Consider the following 14139-nt stretch of genomic DNA (forward strand, 5'->3'; position numbering starts at 1 on the left):
TCCAGCCCGTACGTACTGTGTACTCACAAAGGAAGGGGTTCGCCATGAGCCAGTCATCAGAAGCCGCGACTCGTTCGTCGAAGTCGCAGCGTATCAATCTACGAGCGAGCGAACGACAAGAAGAAATCTTACGTCGCGCGGCGTCTGCGACCGACACTTCCATGACCGAGTTCATTCTGGGCAGCGCCGTCGATCAAGCCGAAAAGGTACTCGCTGATCGCAGATGGTTCACGGTTTCCCAGGACCAGTGGGACGAGTTTAATCGCCTGCTTGATGCCCCTCTAGAGGACGCCTCCAAGCTCCGGCGACTGGCCGCCCGCCCGTCGCCGTTTACCGATCCCGAGAGCGAGTGACCGCCCAGGATGTCGTACTCTCCTCCCCGCAAGCTACTTCGCAGCGATATCACTGAGGGATTCTGTAGCGGAGCGGCTGAACTCGATTCGTGGTTGGACCGGTACGCATTCGTCAACCAGCGAGCCAACAATGCGGTCACTTACGTAAGCACCGACGGCGATCGAGTAGTGGGCTACTACTCGATCGTCGTCGCTGCAGTCGAACTTGCTCACGTACCCGATCGGCTAACCAAGGGCGGTCGACCGGCCGAGCTTCCGTGCATTCTGCTCGCACGGCTGGCCGTGGACGAGTCAGCTAGCGGGCGCGGACTGGGCGTTGGCCTACTGCAGGACTCACTCAAGCGAGCTGCGGTCATTAGCGAGTCCATCGGGGCGGCCGCATTCCTCATTCACGCTCGCGACGAAGAGGCTAGGAAATTCTATCTTCACCATGGCAACTTTCTGAATTCCCCGACCGATCCGTTGCATTTGTTCTTGCCTATGAAGGATGTCCGCAGGGAGTTTCTTTCAACCTGACGCCTACTCACCGCTCGCGGCTCGCAGCATCTCTCTAGCGGAATCGAGCCACCGAGTCGGCTCAATCTCTACCGCGACCGGGTTTCCCGTCCACAGAGAGGCGGGGTCCCAATACCAGGCAGCGACTCTCCCTCCGATGGAATCGAACTGCCTACCAGCCCGTTCGAGATCCCCCAAAACGATATAAGCCGCCGCTAAATTGACTGACTTACTGACATTCTCGACCTCGTTTGGCACGGTCTTAAGTAACCGTATGGCCAGTTCTGGGTCATCTGGAATCGAGCAAAACGCTAACGCATTGCCCCATACGGCGTTCTGCGGGTCATTAAGCCACGCCTTTCGCGCGCGGTGCACCGCCGCAAATCTGTCCCCCACTTGTATCGCGAGCAAGATGTCCTCTAAGACTTGCTCCGCGTCAACTGATTCCGAATCTCCCCTCTGAAGTTCACTCACTACGGACAGCCCGAGCGCATTCCACAACACGGGCTTCGGGAATCGCCGCTCGGCCAACACGTCAACGCTGATACCGGTCAGACCTGAAATGCCCTGAGGATCGCTGGTCCAGGCAATCTCGAGTTCCACCGACCGCGTGCACCACTCCTGCGGCGAAGTCCTAGTGAACCGCTCGTAAACCCACCTAGAGACGGACTGCCCGCCGGCCGAAACTCTGTGGTCGAGCACTGCCTCCGTACGTTCGTATCCTTCTAGCTTCCAAGCAATCAGATGTGCCGCGGCCGCCTCCTCTATCCATCGATCGATGTGATGGCGTCTGGCGCCCCTTCGAGTTTCGTGCAAGAGGTGATCGAGCGTGATCTCTCCGTCCGCTCCGCGGCAGCTAGAAAGGCAGTCCTCAACGTATCTGAGCCACGGCTGCATCGTCGGAGCGGAGGGAAGAGGCTCGTCCGAACCGGCTTCCCTGGCCCACACCGCCAGGCTGAGGTCGTAGAGCAGCTGTGTCGCGACTGATGGTGCTAGAAATCCCCTCAGGACCATATCTGGACCGATACCCCGCTCGCCCAACAACCCGAGCGCCGATGTCACATAAACGGCGCCTCAGTGGGTCCCGCCACGGAGGGGTGAGGACCTTGTCGCGCACCAAACGAAGCAAGGTGGCCGTCGGCCAAGACCCGTCCGGAGGAGCGCCGACCCGTTGCAAGACGTCTCGACCCAAGTCGACGTCAGCCCATTCCCATTCAATCCGACGTTGCTCGACGGCGTCGTTGCGGATTGATTCGCACGCCCCGTGTCCGCCACACAATGCATGGTCGTTCGCCGAGCATTCAGTTACGAAGTTGTCGAGGGCGGCGACGTAAAGCTCGGAGTACACATTGCGAATCGTAGGCCAGCGATCAGACAAAAAGGCAAAGCCGGCCGCCTACTCCGGCTGGGGCAGGTCCTCGGTGAGGTGGCGGAACGCGTCGAGGTTGCGCAGCGGCTCACCGCGCGAGACCCGCCACTCCCATTCGCGGCGGATCGACGTGTGGAAGCCGGTCTCGAGGATGATGTTGAAGTCGTGATCGGCCGCCTCGAGCACCTGACCCAGCACCCGGTCGAGCTCCTCCTCGGTCACCGCGATGAGCGGCAGGCGGCCGACGAGGTAGATGTCGCCGTTGTTGTCCAGCGTGTACGCCACCTGGTACAGCCGACGATTGCGGCGCAGGAGGTACTTGTAGACCTTCTCGAAGTCCTCGTCCGGGTTACGGCACACGAACGCCTCGACGCGCACGCTCTCCTTGTTCACCGTGAGATGGCAGGCGGTCTTGAGCCGCTTCTCCCCCGGCAGCTGCACGACGAAGGTGTGGCCGTCGGCCAGCGTGGACTCGATCTCCCGCTCCACGAGGAAGTCGTGGATCCGGTCCACGGTGGGCTGGTCGAAGTCGGGCTCGCGGGTCTCGTCGCTCATGGTGGGGCTCCTTCGGCGGTGGGGCGCGTCGTCCCTCGTGTCTACTCGAACTTCTGTCTACGCGAGTGGCGCCCACAGGGGTTCGGCGCCCGCGCTCCGGCGGATGGTCCGGGCGGCCGGGCGCGGTCAGGACGCCGCCTCCGCACGCCGGGCGCGGTCAGGACGCCGCCGCCTCCGCACGCCGGGCCCGGTAGGCGGCCATCGTGCCCGCATACGACTCCAGCAGACCGTCGGCCGTGGAGTCCCAGCTGAACCCGGAGGCGTGCACCGGGGCGGCCCGCGACATGGACAGGCGCAGCTCGTCGTCGTCGAGCAGTCCCGCCAACACGTCCGCCCACCGACGCGGGTCGTGCCCGTCCACGGTGAGCCCGGTGCGGCCGTCGGCGACGGCCGTCGGCAGCCCGCCCACCGCGGCGGCGACCACGGGCGTCCCGCACGCCTGCGCCTCGAGCGCGACGAGCCCGAACGACTCCGAGTACGACGGCACCGCCACGATGTCCGCGGCGCGGTACACGTCCACCAGCTCCGACGGCGGGCGCGGCGCGAGGAAGCTCACGCGGTCGCCCACGCCCAGCTCGTCGGCGAGCTCCATGAGCGACCGCGGCCGCTCGAGCCCGGACCCGCTGGGCCCGCCCACGACCAGCAGGCGGACGTCGCGGTGCGGCTGAGTGCGGACGATCTCGGCGAGCGCGCGGACGATCACGTCGGGGGCCTTGAGCGGCTGAATGCGGCCGACGAAGGCGATGACCTCGGACTTCTGCGCCAGCCCCAGCGCGCGGCGGGCCCGCTCGGTGCCGCGCTGCGTGCCGGGCGTGTACTGGTCGAGGTCGGCGCCGGGCGAGACGACGTCGATGTCGGCCGGGTCGGCGTCGTAGAAGCGGACGAGTTCGTCGCGCTCGCCGACGGTGTTGACGACCAGGCGGTGCGCGGCGTCGACGATCTGCTGCTCCCCTATCCGCCGCGACTCGGGCTCCGGCGTGTCACCGGCGGCGAGCACGGAGTTCTTGACCTCGGCGAGCGTGTGGGCGGTGTGCACGAGCGGCACGCCCCAGTGCTCGGACGCCACCAGCCCGGCCTGACCGGACAGCCAGTAGTGCGAGTGGATGAGGTCGTAGTGCCCCGGCGCGTGCCCGGCCTCCGCGCGCATGACGCCCGCGACGAACGGGCACAGCTGCGTGGGCAGGTCCTCCTTGCGCAGGCCCTCGAACGGCCCGGCCACGATGTTGCGGACCAGGACGCCGTCGCCGGCCTCCTCAACGGGCGGCTGCGACGAGTGCGTGGCGCGGGTGAAGATCTCGACCTCCACGCCGCGGCGGGCCAGCCGGCGGGCGGTCTGCAGGACGTACACGTTGAGGCCGCCGGCGTCGCCCGTGCCCGGTTGGGCGAGCGGGGAGGTGTGGAAGGACAACACCGCGATGCGTCGGGGCAGCGGGTGCGCGACGCCGCGGTCGAGCTCGGAGACGGTCACCCGCTCGATTGTGCCCCCGCCCGCGCGGGCGTGCACGTCGGCCGGGTGCCCGGCGGGTGGGCGGGTCGGGCCTACAGACTGGCGGCGAAGGCGCCGAGCTCGGCGAGGAAGCGCGGCGTCTCCTCGAGGAACGGCGCGTGCGCGGACTCGGCGAACTCGACGTAGCGGCCGCCGGCGATCATCTCGGCGTTGGCCTGACCGGCCGAGGGCAGCACCACCCCGTCGTGGGCGCCGTGGATGACCAGGGCGGGGATCGACAGGCCGCGCAGGGTGTCGTCGTTGTCGACGCGGCGCGTGAGCAGCGCCTGCCGAACCGCCGGCGGCGTGGACAGCGACAGTCCCAGGATCCGCTGCCCGTCGGCGCCGGCGCCGTTGACCATCATCGCCTTACCGAAGGTCGTGAACGCCTCCAGGGCGCGCGCCGGCTTCTCCTCGAACGCGCCGCCGGAGGTGACCTCCTTCATGGCCGGGCCGATCGCGCCGCCGGCCGAGCGCGACAGCGACGTCACGGCCCCACACAGCACGACCCCGGCCACGCGCGCCTCCCCGCGGGCGGCCAGGTAGTCGGCCACGACGACCCCGCCGTAGGACCAGCCCAGCAGGATCGCGCCCGCGTCCTCGCCGATGCCGACCGAGTCGAGGACCGTCTCGACGTCGTCGGCCCACTGCTGCGGCGAGTCGTAGCCGCCGGCGGGGACGTCGGAGTGGCCGTGACCGCGCAGGTCGATCGCCACCACGCGGAACCGCTGCGCGAGCTCGCCCAGCAGCTCGGCTCCCCAGCTCGAGCTCGACTGGGCCCAGCCGTGGATCAGGACGAGGGGCCGGGAGGACGGGTCACCGAGCACGCGGTAGGCGATGGTCGTGCCGTCGGACGACACCGCCGACTCGACGCCGTGCGAGGTGCCGGGCCGGTCGGTGGCGTACGCCCGGCCCGGGGCGGGTTGCCCGTGCGCGGGCTGGCCGGAGAGGGCGTCGGTGGTGGCGGGGGTCGCGTCGGAGCTCATACGGCACATCGTGCCAGCCACGGCCCGGCGGCGGTGTGCTCCTGCGCGGCCCTCCCCCGGCCCCGGCACCCGGATCACGCAGCACGCCCGTTCACCGCCATCCACCCACACGATCGGCCCCGTTCCGCGCCCGCGGCGGTTACCGTGTGGAGATGGCAGTCACCAGCACCAGGACCGACCCCGACGTGGTGGTCCGGACGTTTTTCGATGCCCTCATGGCCGGCTCCACCGCGACCGCCGCGGACCTGCTCACCGACGACGTCTGGTGGGCCAACGTCGGCCTGCCGACGATGCGGGGAAAGCGGGCCGTCGTCAGCGCGATCGCCGCGATGCACCGCAGCATCGACTTCGGCGTCGACATCCATCACCTCGCCGTGTCGGCGCCCGCGGACCCCACCAACCCGCAGGCCCCGGTGGTGGTGCTCACCGACCGCACCGACTACCTGGGCGTCGGGCCACTGCGCGTCGGGTTCTGGGTGTGCGGGCGCCTCGAGGTCCGCGATGGCCGGGTGTGCGGCTGGCAGGACTACTTCTCCAAGGCCGACATGGCCAAGGGCGCGGTGCGCGGGCTCGTCGAGATGGTCACCGGCCGGGGGCGTTAGACCTCGTCGTCGTCGCACGTTTTTCACCCACGACGAACGCATGTCGCGGTCGGTGTCGGACCCGCCGCCTACTCTTGTCGCCATGAGCACCGAGCACTCCGCCGCCCGCGACCGCCTGTCCGACCTGCCCGCCGAGACCCGCGTCGCCGTGGTGACCGGGGCGTCGTCCGGGATCGGCGAGGCGACCGCACGTGAGCTGGCGAGGATGGGCTTCCACGTGGTGATCGGCGCGCGGCGCGTCGACCGTCTGCAGACGCTGGCGGAGGAGATCGGGGGCACGGCCATGCCGCTCGACGTGACCGATGCCGAGTCGTGCGAGGCGTTCTGCGCGGCCGTTCCCCGGCTGCACGTGCTGGTCAACAATGCCGGCGGCGCCAAGGGCACGACCAGCGTGATGGACGCCGACGAGGACCAGTGGCGTTGGATGTGGGAGACCAACGTCCTCGGCACCCTGCGGATGGTGCGCGGGCTCATGCCGGTGCTCGTCGAAGCGGGCGACGGGCTGGTCGTCACCATCACCTCGATCGCCGCGATCGAGTCCTACGACAACGGCTCCGGCTACACGTCCGCCAAGCACGCGCAGGCCGTTCTGCACCGCACCCTCCGCGGCGAGCACCTGGGCCAGCCGGTGCGGTTCACCGAGATCGCGCCCGGCATGGTCGAGACCGAGTTCTCGCGCGTGCGGTTCGACGGCGACGACGACAAGGCGGCCGCCGTCTACCGTGGGCTGACCCCGATGGTCGCGCAGGATGTGGCGGAGATCGTCGGCTTCGTGGCCAGCAGACCCTCGCACGTCAACCTGGACCAGATCGTGGTGAAGCCCCGCGATCAGCACTCCGCGACGCGCGCGCACCGGAGCTGACTTCGGTAGGTGAGCCTGCCCAACCGAAAGGCAGGTTAGGCTATCTGACCTGGCAAAACGCCGGCGATCGCCATAGTCTGGCCCCCTACTGAAAGGGGCCCGCCATGACCAGGAACAAGAACACCTTCGTCGATCTCCTCTCCGCTCAGGTCGGTCACGAGTTCGCCGCCAGCCAGCAGTACGTCGCGATCGCCGTGTGGGCGGACGCGCAGGACCTGCCGCAGCTCGCCGGTCGCTTCTACTCGCACAGCCTCGGCGAGCGGAACCACGCGATGATGATGGTCCAGTACATGCTCGACCGCGACATCCCCGTCACGATCCCCGCCGTCCCCGCCCCGGAGGCCCGGTTCAGCGGCCCCGCCGACGCTCTGCGCCTCGCGCTCGAGCAGGAGAAGCAGGTGACGCGGCAGATCGAGAACATGTTCCAGGCCGCCCGCGCCGAGTCCGACCCTCTCGGCGAGCAGTTCATGCTGTGGTTCCTGCGCGAGCAGGTCGAGGAGGTCGCCAACATGAACACGCTCGTCACGATCGCCGAGCGTGCGGCCGACGACTGGTTCCGCATCGAGGAGTACCTCGCCCGCGAGAACGACGCCTCCACCAACACCGGCACCCCGCCGTCGGTGGCCGGCGGCGCGGTCTGACGCACGCCCCACCGCGGTGGGCCGGGGCTCACCGCGGTGGGGCGGGGCTCACCGCGGGGTGATCACGTCGTCCACCCCCACGCGGTCGCAGAAGCCGTCGTCGTGGCTGACCAGCAGCAACGCGCCCCGCCAGCCAGAGAGGGCATCGGCGAGCACCTGCACCCCCTCCAGGTCGAGGTTGTTGGTCGGCTCGTCCAGCACCAGCAGCTGCGGGACCGGCCGGGCGAACAACCTCGCCGCGAGCGCCGCTCGAAGACGCTCGCCTCCGGAGAGTTCACCGAGTCCGCGCAGGCCCGCGTCGCCGATGAAGAGCAGCTGCGCCGCGTGGGCATGCGCCTCCTCCGCCGGCGCCTCGGGGCGGACGGCACGGATCGCGTCGACGACCGACCACTCCGGATGCTCGACGCGAAGATCCTGCGGCAGCAGGGCCCACGGGACGAGGGCGGCGTTGTCGTCGTCGCCCCGGTTGGCTCCGCTCGCCACCTCCGCTCCCCGCGTGCGGCCGGTCCCGCGCGACCCCGGCCCCGCGACGCCCTCGCCGAACAGGCGCCGCAGCAGAGTGGTCTTTCCACTGCCGTTCGGACCGGCCAGTCGTACCCGCGCCGGGCCGACGAGGTGGATCCGGCCGGCGACCGGATCGTCGGCGTCCAGCACGACCCGGTCCGCGGGGAGCCCGGGATCGGGCAGGTCGAAGCGCAACAACTCCTCGCGTCGCACGGCGGCGTCGGCCTCGCGCATCCGCTCCTGCGCCTGCTCCACGCCCTTCGCGTGCGTGGCCCTGTAGCGTGCCGCCGACTCCTGGGCCTGCCGCTTGCGCATCCCCATGACGACCTTGGGCTCGCGCTTGTTCGCCTCCATCTTCCGGCCGTACCGCTCGCGCCGCGCCAGCACGACCTGCGCCTCGACCTTGTCCCGCTTCTGTGCGCGTAGTTCGTTGCGCGCCCCGGTCAGACTCTGCAGCGCGGCGGCCTGCTCGGACTCGATCACCTCGCGGTAGTGCGAGTACGGCCCGCCGAACACCCGGCATCGGCCGGCCCGCATCTCGACGGTCGTCCCGGCCCGCTCGAGCAGGCCCAGGTCGTGGCTCACCACCAGCGCGATGCGTTGCCCGCCGGCGACGAACCGGTCGATCGACGCGAACAACCGCGCTCGCGCCCGCGAGTCCAGATTGTTGGTGGGCTCGTCGAGCAGGAGCACCCGCGGCTGCCCGAGGAGCCGACCTGCCAGCGCGGCGAGCGTGCGTTCCCCGCCGGACAGCGCGAGCACCGACCTGCCCAGGTCCGTGGGCAGGCCCAACTCGGCGAGCAGCGCGCCCGTCCGCTCGGCGATCGACCAGTCGTCGGCGAGGCGGGCGAAGTCGTCGTCGTCCCCCTCCCCCGCCTCGATCCGCGCCAACGCCGCCAGCTTCCCGCCCACGCCGAGCTCGTCGGCGAGGGTGCGCTCCGCGGGCGCGTCGGCGAGCAACTGCTGGAGGTAGGCGACGGTGGGCGGCAGGGCGGGCTCGCCTCCGATGCTGATCGACCCGCGCGTCGGACGCAGCTCGCCGGCGATGAGGCGCAGCAGGGTGCTCTTGCCCGCGCCGTTGCGGCCGACGAGTGTGGTGAGGCCGGGACCGAGGGTCAGGTCGAGGCCGTCGAAGAGTGGGGTGTCGTCGGGAAACGCGTACTCGACGTCCGACAGGACGAGGGATGACATGCATGCTCCAGGGAGGTGGCGGATGGGCCGGGTCTCACCTGGGGTCGAGCACTGTCCTCGGGTCTCCTCGTCTCGAGTTCTCGGCTGTGCCCCTCGCGGCGCCGGTCTCCCGGGGCCGCGCCGTGCAGCTGCCGACGTACGCCGAGCAGACTACGCCCGGCGCGCGGAAGGGGCAACGGGCCGTGCGACAACGAGTCGAGGTATCGATCCCACGGTTGTGGTGTAGCTACTGCGAAATCTGGGCCGGATTTTCGCAGTAGCTACACCAAAATCCAGCGGCTCGACACGAGCGGCTCTGTGGCCTGGCGCCGTCGGCTCGGCTTCGGCGCGCTGCGCTCGGCATCGCCAGGGCGGGCGCCCTCGCCTTCGCGGATTTTGGTCGTAACCATCGTGGGGTTTCGGCGAAATCGCCTGGATGGTTACGTCCATTTCCGCTCTGAGTACATCCAATCGCGGGGTGCGGGCGGCGCGGGAAGCGCGGGGTGCGGGGTGCGGGGAGCCGCGGGGTGCGGGGTGGCGTGGAATGCGGGCGGCGCGGGGGTGCGTGCGGCGCGGGAGGCGCGAGAGGCGAAGCCTCGAGCCGGACTACATGAAGGCGCTGGGGGGAAGGCCCTCGCGGCTGCTCATGGGCAGCTCCTTCTCCAGCTTCTCCATGAAGATGTGCGACTGCACGGCGGTCCAGATGTTGTTGGTGAGCCAGTAGAGGCCGATCGCGATGGGGAAGTTGAAGAAGTACGCGCCCACGATCGGGAAGAACGGGAACAGGTACATCATGATCTTCATCGACTGGTTCATCGACTCGGTCATCTGCTCGGCCATGGACTGGAAGTCCTGCGGCTTGCCGTCCGGCCCGGCGCCGGCGGCCGCGCCAGCGGCCCCGGTGGTCGCGGGAGCGGGTGCGGCGGGCTTCTCGCCGTCGACCTCGAGCACCTCGCCGTCGACGACCGGGCCGCCGGCGCGCTCCTCGGCGTCCACGCGGGCCAGGGCGGCCTGCTCGGCGGCCTTGGCGGCCTTCTGCCGGCGGAAGGAGTTCCACATGTTGATGAACGTCGCGATGCCGGCCAGCACGAACAGCGGCACGGCCAGCATGAGGATGTCCTCGCGCACCAGCCCGGGGTGCAGGGAGTCCATGACCTCCTGCGGCATGCGGATGTAGGACGCCAGCGGCACGCCGAAGATCTCGGCGTTGAGGAACGACGACACCTGCTCGGGGCCGAACGCCCCGTTGGTCATCTGCGAGGCCTCCTCGATGGACTTTCCGGGACGCGAGAAGTTGAGCAGCACGTAGTACAGGCCCAGGAACACGGGGATCTGCACGAGCAGCGGCAGGCAGCCGGCAAGGGGGTTCACGCCGGCGTCGGCGTACAGGGCCTGCATCTCCTTGGCCTGCTCCTGGCGGTCCTCGGGAGACTTGCGGTCCTTGTACTTGTTCTGCAGCTCCTTCATCTTGGGAGCGAGCTGCGCCATCTTGCGCATGGAGTACTGCTGCCGCCACATGGACCGCAGGAGCAGCAGGCGCACGGTCACCACCAGCAGGAGCACGGAGCCCACCCAGGCGACGCCCGAGTCGGGGTCCACCACGAAGCTCAGCGCCCAGTGCCAGAACTTCATGACGAGCGACACCGGATACGCGAACAGGTCCACGGGCGATTCTCCAGGGAAAACGGCGGCGCCGGGCGGGCGCACGGGGGCGTGACGAGCTTAGAAGGCCTGGGACCAGCGTGCCAGGGACGACCCTCGGGGCGGGCGGCGGGGTCAGCCTGTCAGATGTGGCAGCCCACCCACACGGGCTCGGGGTGCAGCTCCACTCCGAACGCCTCCCGCACGCCGTCGCGCACCTCGCGCGCCAGCGCGATGATGTCGTCGGACGTCGCCGCGCCCCTGTTGGTCAGCGCGAGCGTGTGCTTGGTGGACAGGCGGGCGGGGGACGACGACGAAGGGTGTCCCTTGCCGAATCCGGCCCGCTCTATGAGCCAGCCCGCGGAGAGCTTGACCCCGCCGGGCGCGGAGAAGGCGGGCATCTGCTCGGCCGGGCCGGACCCCAGACGGGCGGCCACCCGGGACCGCACCGTGGGGAGTTCGTCCTCGCGAATCACCGGGTTGGTGAAGAAGGACCCCGCGGACCAGGTGTCCTCGTCGTCGTCGTCGAGCACCATCCCCTTGCCGCGCCGCAGCTCCAACACGGTACGCCGTACGACGGCAGGGTCGGTCCGCTCGCCCGGCGTCACGCCGAGGCGGCCGGCGAGCTCGGCGTACCGGATCGGCTCGCTGCGCCCCGCGGGGTCGAGTCGGAACTCCACCTCGAGCACCACGGCGCGGTCGGTGTTCTTGAGCACGGAGGTGCGGTAGGCCAGCCCCAGGGCCTCCGGGGTGACCCACTCGTCGACGCCGGTCGCGCGGTCGTACCACCGCACGCGGTGCAGGATCTGGGCGACCTCCACGCCGTACGCACCGACGTTCTGCACGGGCGTCGCACCGACGGACCCGGGGATGCCGGACAGGCACTCCAGGCCCCCGTACCCGCGCCCGACGGTGTCGGCGACGAGGTCGTCCCAGGTCAGCCCGGCGCCGGCGCGCACGACGAGACGGCCCTCGTCGGCGCCGGTGAGGTACTCGACCTCCCGGTTGCGCACGGCCACCACCACCAGGTCCAGGTCGCCACCGGCGACCACCAGGTTGGACCCGCCGCCCAGCACCAGCACCGGGACCTCGGCGACGTCGAGGGCGCGCACGGCGGCGACCACCGCCTCGGGCGTCCCGCACTCGAGCAGCGCACGCGGACGGCCCCCGATGCGCAGGGTCGTCAGGTCGGCCAGCCGCATGCCGGGGGTCGCGGTGACGCCGGCGATGCGGGTCAGCTCGGCGACGACCGGGTCGGCGGGGTGCGGCGCGGAGGTTCCGGCGGGGTGCGGCGCGGCCGTGGGGTCGGACGGGGGCGGGTTCACACGCCCGAGGGTAACCGGCGCTTGTAGTGTCAGACCCCATGGCGACCCACTTCTCCCACAACGCCCGCATCGACGCCCCCATCGAGGCCGTGTACACGGCCTACGGCAGCGAGGAGTACTGGCGCGAGCGACTCCTGGCGGTGGGAACCGACAAGGACAGCCTCGACGACTTCTCCTCCACCACGGACGGCGTCCGCGTGACCATCACGCAGCACATCCCGGAGGACGACATCCCCGACTCCGCCCGCAAGTTCGTGCCGGGCCAGCTGACCATCGTGCGCACCAGCACCTACTCCGGCTTCGACGGCCAGACGTTCACCGGGACCGCGCGCGCCGAGGCTGCGGGTGGGCTGGGGCTCATCAGCGGCGACGCGACCGCAGTGGACCTGGACGGCGCCGCCGAGGAGTCGGTGTCCGGGCAGGTCAAGGTGTCGGTACCGCTGCTCGGCGGCAAGCTCGAGAAGATGGTGATCTCGCACCTGGACCGACTGTTCGAGGCCGAGTACCGCCACCTCAACCGCTGGACCGCCGCCCGCTGACCCACCGCCCGCACGCCCCCGCCCGGCGAGGTGGGTGCTCCACGCCGACGCCTTTTCGGTGACAATCGAAAGCGATGCAGCCGCCGAGAGACACCCAGCGACTTCCCGCCTTCGATCACCCGGGCGTGCAGAACGCTCCCACCGAGCAGTTCGCCGCCCGGCCCGCCGACGCGGGCGCGCCCCCTCCGGGCGGCGGCGGGACGACCGGTGCGCGGGGCGGGACCAGCGGCACCCGGGGCGGGAGCCGCACGGGCCGTCGGATCGTCATCGGCGCCGTGCTGGTCATCGTGCTGCTGGTGGCCGGTGCCGTGGGCCTGGAGCTCGGGATGCGCGGCGCCATCAAGGACAACCTCCGTCAGGAGATCAGTGCCACGCTCGGCTCGACCCCCGAGGTGGAGCTGGGACCCCAGCCGGTCCTGCTGTCGTACGTCACCGGCACGCTCGGCACGATCCGCATCACCACCGACGGGGCCCCGGCCGAGGGCGCGACCGGCCCGGTCCCGGCGATCGACATCACCGCCGAGGGCGTGCGGTCCGAGGGTGAGACCTCACGCATCGACTCGCTCACCGGCACCGCGTTCGTGTCCGACGAGACCATGACCGCGGCCGCCCAGTCCGAGGGCGCGGGCGGCGTGGGCGACAGCCTGCTGGGCGGGCTGATCCAGGTGCAGGACATCGTCTCCGATCCCGCGGCGGGCACCCTGCGCGTCTCGATCAGCGGGCTCGCCGAGGCCGTGGTGACGCCGCGGCTCATCGACGGCAACCTCGAGATGGATCCCCAGCAGGCCTCGGTCCTCGGCTTCCAGCTGCCCTCGGAGATCCTCGGCGGGACCGTCTCGATGATGGATTCCGCGCTCGCCGACCTGCCCGAGGGCATCGAGCTCACCGGCGTCCGCGTGGTCGACGGCGGGATGACCGTGGACCTGGCCGGCCGCGACGTGGTGCTGGAGTCGACCCGCTAGGAGTCGACCTGCCGGGACTCGTCCGCCGTGCCGTCCACCCTGCCAGGACCCGTCCGCCCCGCCCCTGGCCCCCGCGCGCGGCACACTGGGCCCATGCGCCTGCTCATCATCTCCGACACCCACGTCCCGACCCGCGCCCGCGACCTGCCGGCCCGGATCTGGGACGAGGTCGACGCGGCCGACGTCGTGATCCACGCCGGGGACTGGATGGACGTCGCCCTCCTCGACGCACTGGAGGAACGCTCCGCACGGCTCATCGCCTGCTGGGGCAACAACGACGGCCCGGAGCTGCGCGAGCGTCTGCCCGAAGTGGCCCGCGCGACGCTCGACGGCGTGCGACTTGCCGTCACCCACGAGGCCGGCGCGTCCGCGGGACGGGAGAAGCGCATGGCCAGGGCCTTCCCCGACACTGACGTCCTGGTCTTCGGGCACTCGCACATCCCGTGGGACACCACCGCGCCGCGAGTGTCCGAGGAGAGCGGGTCCGGTGAGAGCGGGTCCGGTGAGGGCGCCCTGCGTCTGCTCAACCCGGGCTCGCCCACCGACCGTCGACGCCAGCCGCACCACACGTACATGACGGCGGCCATCACCGGAGGCGAGCTCCGCGACGTGGAACTGCACCGGCTGCCGCCACGGCGCTGACCCACAC

General features: G+C 70.2%; 15 protein-coding genes. 8 read left to right on the top strand and 7 right to left on the bottom strand.

Annotated elements, in window-relative coordinates; translation table 11 throughout:
* Nucleotides 1–44 precede the first annotated feature (44 nt).
* Nucleotides 45–353: a type II toxin-antitoxin system TacA family antitoxin gene (locus VYL96_RS13390; protein ID WP_043567502.1), complete on the top strand. Its 309-nt coding sequence runs from the start codon at nt 45–47 to the stop codon at nt 351–353.
* Between the two features lie 9 nt (nt 354–362).
* Nucleotides 363–869 carry a GNAT family N-acetyltransferase gene (locus VYL96_RS13395; protein WP_131885380.1) on the top strand — a complete coding sequence of 169 codons (507 nt, stop codon included), beginning with the start codon at nt 363–365 and terminating at the stop codon, nt 867–869.
* Between the two features lie 3 nt (nt 870–872).
* Here VYL96_RS13395 and VYL96_RS13400 read toward each other — a convergent pair whose 3' ends face one another.
* From VYL96_RS13400 to VYL96_RS13415, 4 genes are all read right to left on the bottom strand, one after another.
* On the bottom strand, nt 873–1910 hold the full coding sequence (locus VYL96_RS13400; protein WP_131885381.1) for a tetratricopeptide repeat protein: 1038 nt from the start codon (nt 1908–1910) through the stop codon (nt 873–875).
* Between the two features lie 334 nt (nt 1911–2244).
* Entirely contained in the window at nt 2245–2772 is a 528-nt protein-coding gene (locus tag VYL96_RS13405) for a type III secretion system chaperone family protein (RefSeq protein ID WP_187701775.1), read from the bottom strand.
* Between the two features lie 157 nt (nt 2773–2929).
* Nucleotides 2930–4240 (bottom strand): D-inositol-3-phosphate glycosyltransferase, encoded by a 1311-nt coding sequence (gene mshA / locus VYL96_RS13410; protein WP_131885382.1) that lies wholly within the window; start codon nt 4238–4240, stop codon nt 2930–2932.
* A gap of 71 nt (nt 4241–4311) precedes the next feature.
* Nucleotides 4312–5244, bottom strand: coding sequence for an alpha/beta fold hydrolase (locus tag VYL96_RS13415; RefSeq protein ID WP_131885383.1), 933 nt, complete (start codon nt 5242–5244; stop codon nt 4312–4314).
* A 152-nt stretch (nt 5245–5396) separates the two neighbouring features.
* On the opposite strand from VYL96_RS13415, the gene VYL96_RS13420 reads away from it, so the two are divergent.
* From VYL96_RS13420 to VYL96_RS13430, 3 genes are all read left to right on the top strand, one after another.
* Nucleotides 5397–5846: a limonene-1,2-epoxide hydrolase family protein gene (locus tag VYL96_RS13420; RefSeq protein WP_131885384.1), complete on the top strand. Its 450-nt coding sequence runs from the start codon at nt 5397–5399 to the stop codon at nt 5844–5846.
* A gap of 82 nt (nt 5847–5928) precedes the next feature.
* Nucleotides 5929–6708 carry an SDR family NAD(P)-dependent oxidoreductase gene (locus tag VYL96_RS13425; protein WP_131885385.1) on the top strand — a complete coding sequence of 260 codons (780 nt, stop codon included), beginning with the start codon at nt 5929–5931 and terminating at the stop codon, nt 6706–6708.
* A 104-nt stretch (nt 6709–6812) separates the two neighbouring features.
* Nucleotides 6813–7349 (top strand): ferritin, encoded by a 537-nt coding sequence (locus VYL96_RS13430; protein ID WP_131885386.1) that lies wholly within the window; start codon nt 6813–6815, stop codon nt 7347–7349.
* 48 nt (nt 7350–7397) lie between these two features.
* On the opposite strand, the gene VYL96_RS13435 is transcribed toward VYL96_RS13430, so the two are convergent.
* The 3 genes from VYL96_RS13435 to VYL96_RS13445 all read right to left on the bottom strand — a co-directional run bounded on the left by VYL96_RS13435 (nt 7398) and on the right by VYL96_RS13445 (nt 11893).
* Nucleotides 7398–9044: an ATP-binding cassette domain-containing protein gene (locus VYL96_RS13435; RefSeq protein ID WP_131885387.1), complete on the bottom strand. Its 1647-nt coding sequence runs from the start codon at nt 9042–9044 to the stop codon at nt 7398–7400.
* A 585-nt stretch (nt 9045–9629) separates the two neighbouring features.
* Nucleotides 9630–10688, bottom strand: coding sequence for a membrane protein insertase YidC (gene yidC / locus VYL96_RS13440; RefSeq protein ID WP_131885388.1), 1059 nt, complete (start codon nt 10686–10688; stop codon nt 9630–9632).
* Between the two features lie 119 nt (nt 10689–10807).
* Entirely contained in the window at nt 10808–11893 is a 1086-nt protein-coding gene (locus VYL96_RS13445) for a UDP-N-acetylmuramate dehydrogenase (RefSeq protein ID WP_279432742.1), read from the bottom strand.
* Between the two features lie 134 nt (nt 11894–12027).
* Here VYL96_RS13445 and VYL96_RS13450 point away from each other — a divergent pair, with 134 nt between their 5' ends.
* The 3 genes from VYL96_RS13450 to VYL96_RS13460 all read left to right on the top strand — a co-directional run bounded on the left by VYL96_RS13450 (nt 12028) and on the right by VYL96_RS13460 (nt 14132).
* Nucleotides 12028–12528: a DUF2505 domain-containing protein gene (locus VYL96_RS13450; protein ID WP_131885390.1), complete on the top strand. Its 501-nt coding sequence runs from the start codon at nt 12028–12030 to the stop codon at nt 12526–12528.
* Nucleotides 12529–12602: 74 nt separating this feature from the next.
* On the top strand, nt 12603–13490 hold the full coding sequence (locus VYL96_RS13455; protein ID WP_131885391.1) for an LmeA family phospholipid-binding protein: 888 nt from the start codon (nt 12603–12605) through the stop codon (nt 13488–13490).
* A 93-nt stretch (nt 13491–13583) separates the two neighbouring features.
* Nucleotides 13584–14132, top strand: a complete 549-nt coding sequence (locus VYL96_RS13460; RefSeq protein WP_131885392.1) for a metallophosphoesterase family protein — start codon at nt 13584–13586, stop codon at nt 14130–14132.
* Nucleotides 14133–14139: the final 7 nt, after the last annotated feature.

Origin of the sequence: Dietzia maris (genome assembly GCF_036287335.1) — a bacterium.
Lineage (GTDB): Bacteria > Actinomycetota > Actinomycetes > Mycobacteriales > Mycobacteriaceae > Dietzia > Dietzia cinnamea.

Coding starts and splice junctions, on each gene's coding strand:
- VYL96_RS13390 (WP_043567502.1), top strand. CDS start 45: ATGAGCCAGTCATCAGAAGCCGCGACTCGTTCGTCGAAGTCGCAGCGT.
- VYL96_RS13395 (WP_131885380.1), top strand. CDS start 363: ATGTCGTACTCTCCTCCCCGCAAGCTACTTCGCAGCGATATCACTGAG.
- VYL96_RS13405 (WP_187701775.1), bottom strand. CDS start 2,772: ATGAGCGACGAGACCCGCGAGCCCGACTTCGACCAGCCCACCGTGGAC.
- VYL96_RS13415 (WP_131885383.1), bottom strand. CDS start 5,244: ATGAGCTCCGACGCGACCCCCGCCACCACCGACGCCCTCTCCGGCCAG.
- VYL96_RS13420 (WP_131885384.1), top strand. CDS start 5,397: ATGGCAGTCACCAGCACCAGGACCGACCCCGACGTGGTGGTCCGGACG.
- VYL96_RS13425 (WP_131885385.1), top strand. CDS start 5,929: ATGAGCACCGAGCACTCCGCCGCCCGCGACCGCCTGTCCGACCTGCCC.
- VYL96_RS13430 (WP_131885386.1), top strand. CDS start 6,813: ATGACCAGGAACAAGAACACCTTCGTCGATCTCCTCTCCGCTCAGGTC.
- VYL96_RS13435 (WP_131885387.1), bottom strand. CDS start 9,044: ATGTCATCCCTCGTCCTGTCGGACGTCGAGTACGCGTTTCCCGACGAC.
- VYL96_RS13450 (WP_131885390.1), top strand. CDS start 12,028: ATGGCGACCCACTTCTCCCACAACGCCCGCATCGACGCCCCCATCGAG.
- VYL96_RS13455 (WP_131885391.1), top strand. CDS start 12,603: ATGCAGCCGCCGAGAGACACCCAGCGACTTCCCGCCTTCGATCACCCG.
- VYL96_RS13460 (WP_131885392.1), top strand. CDS start 13,584: ATGCGCCTGCTCATCATCTCCGACACCCACGTCCCGACCCGCGCCCGC.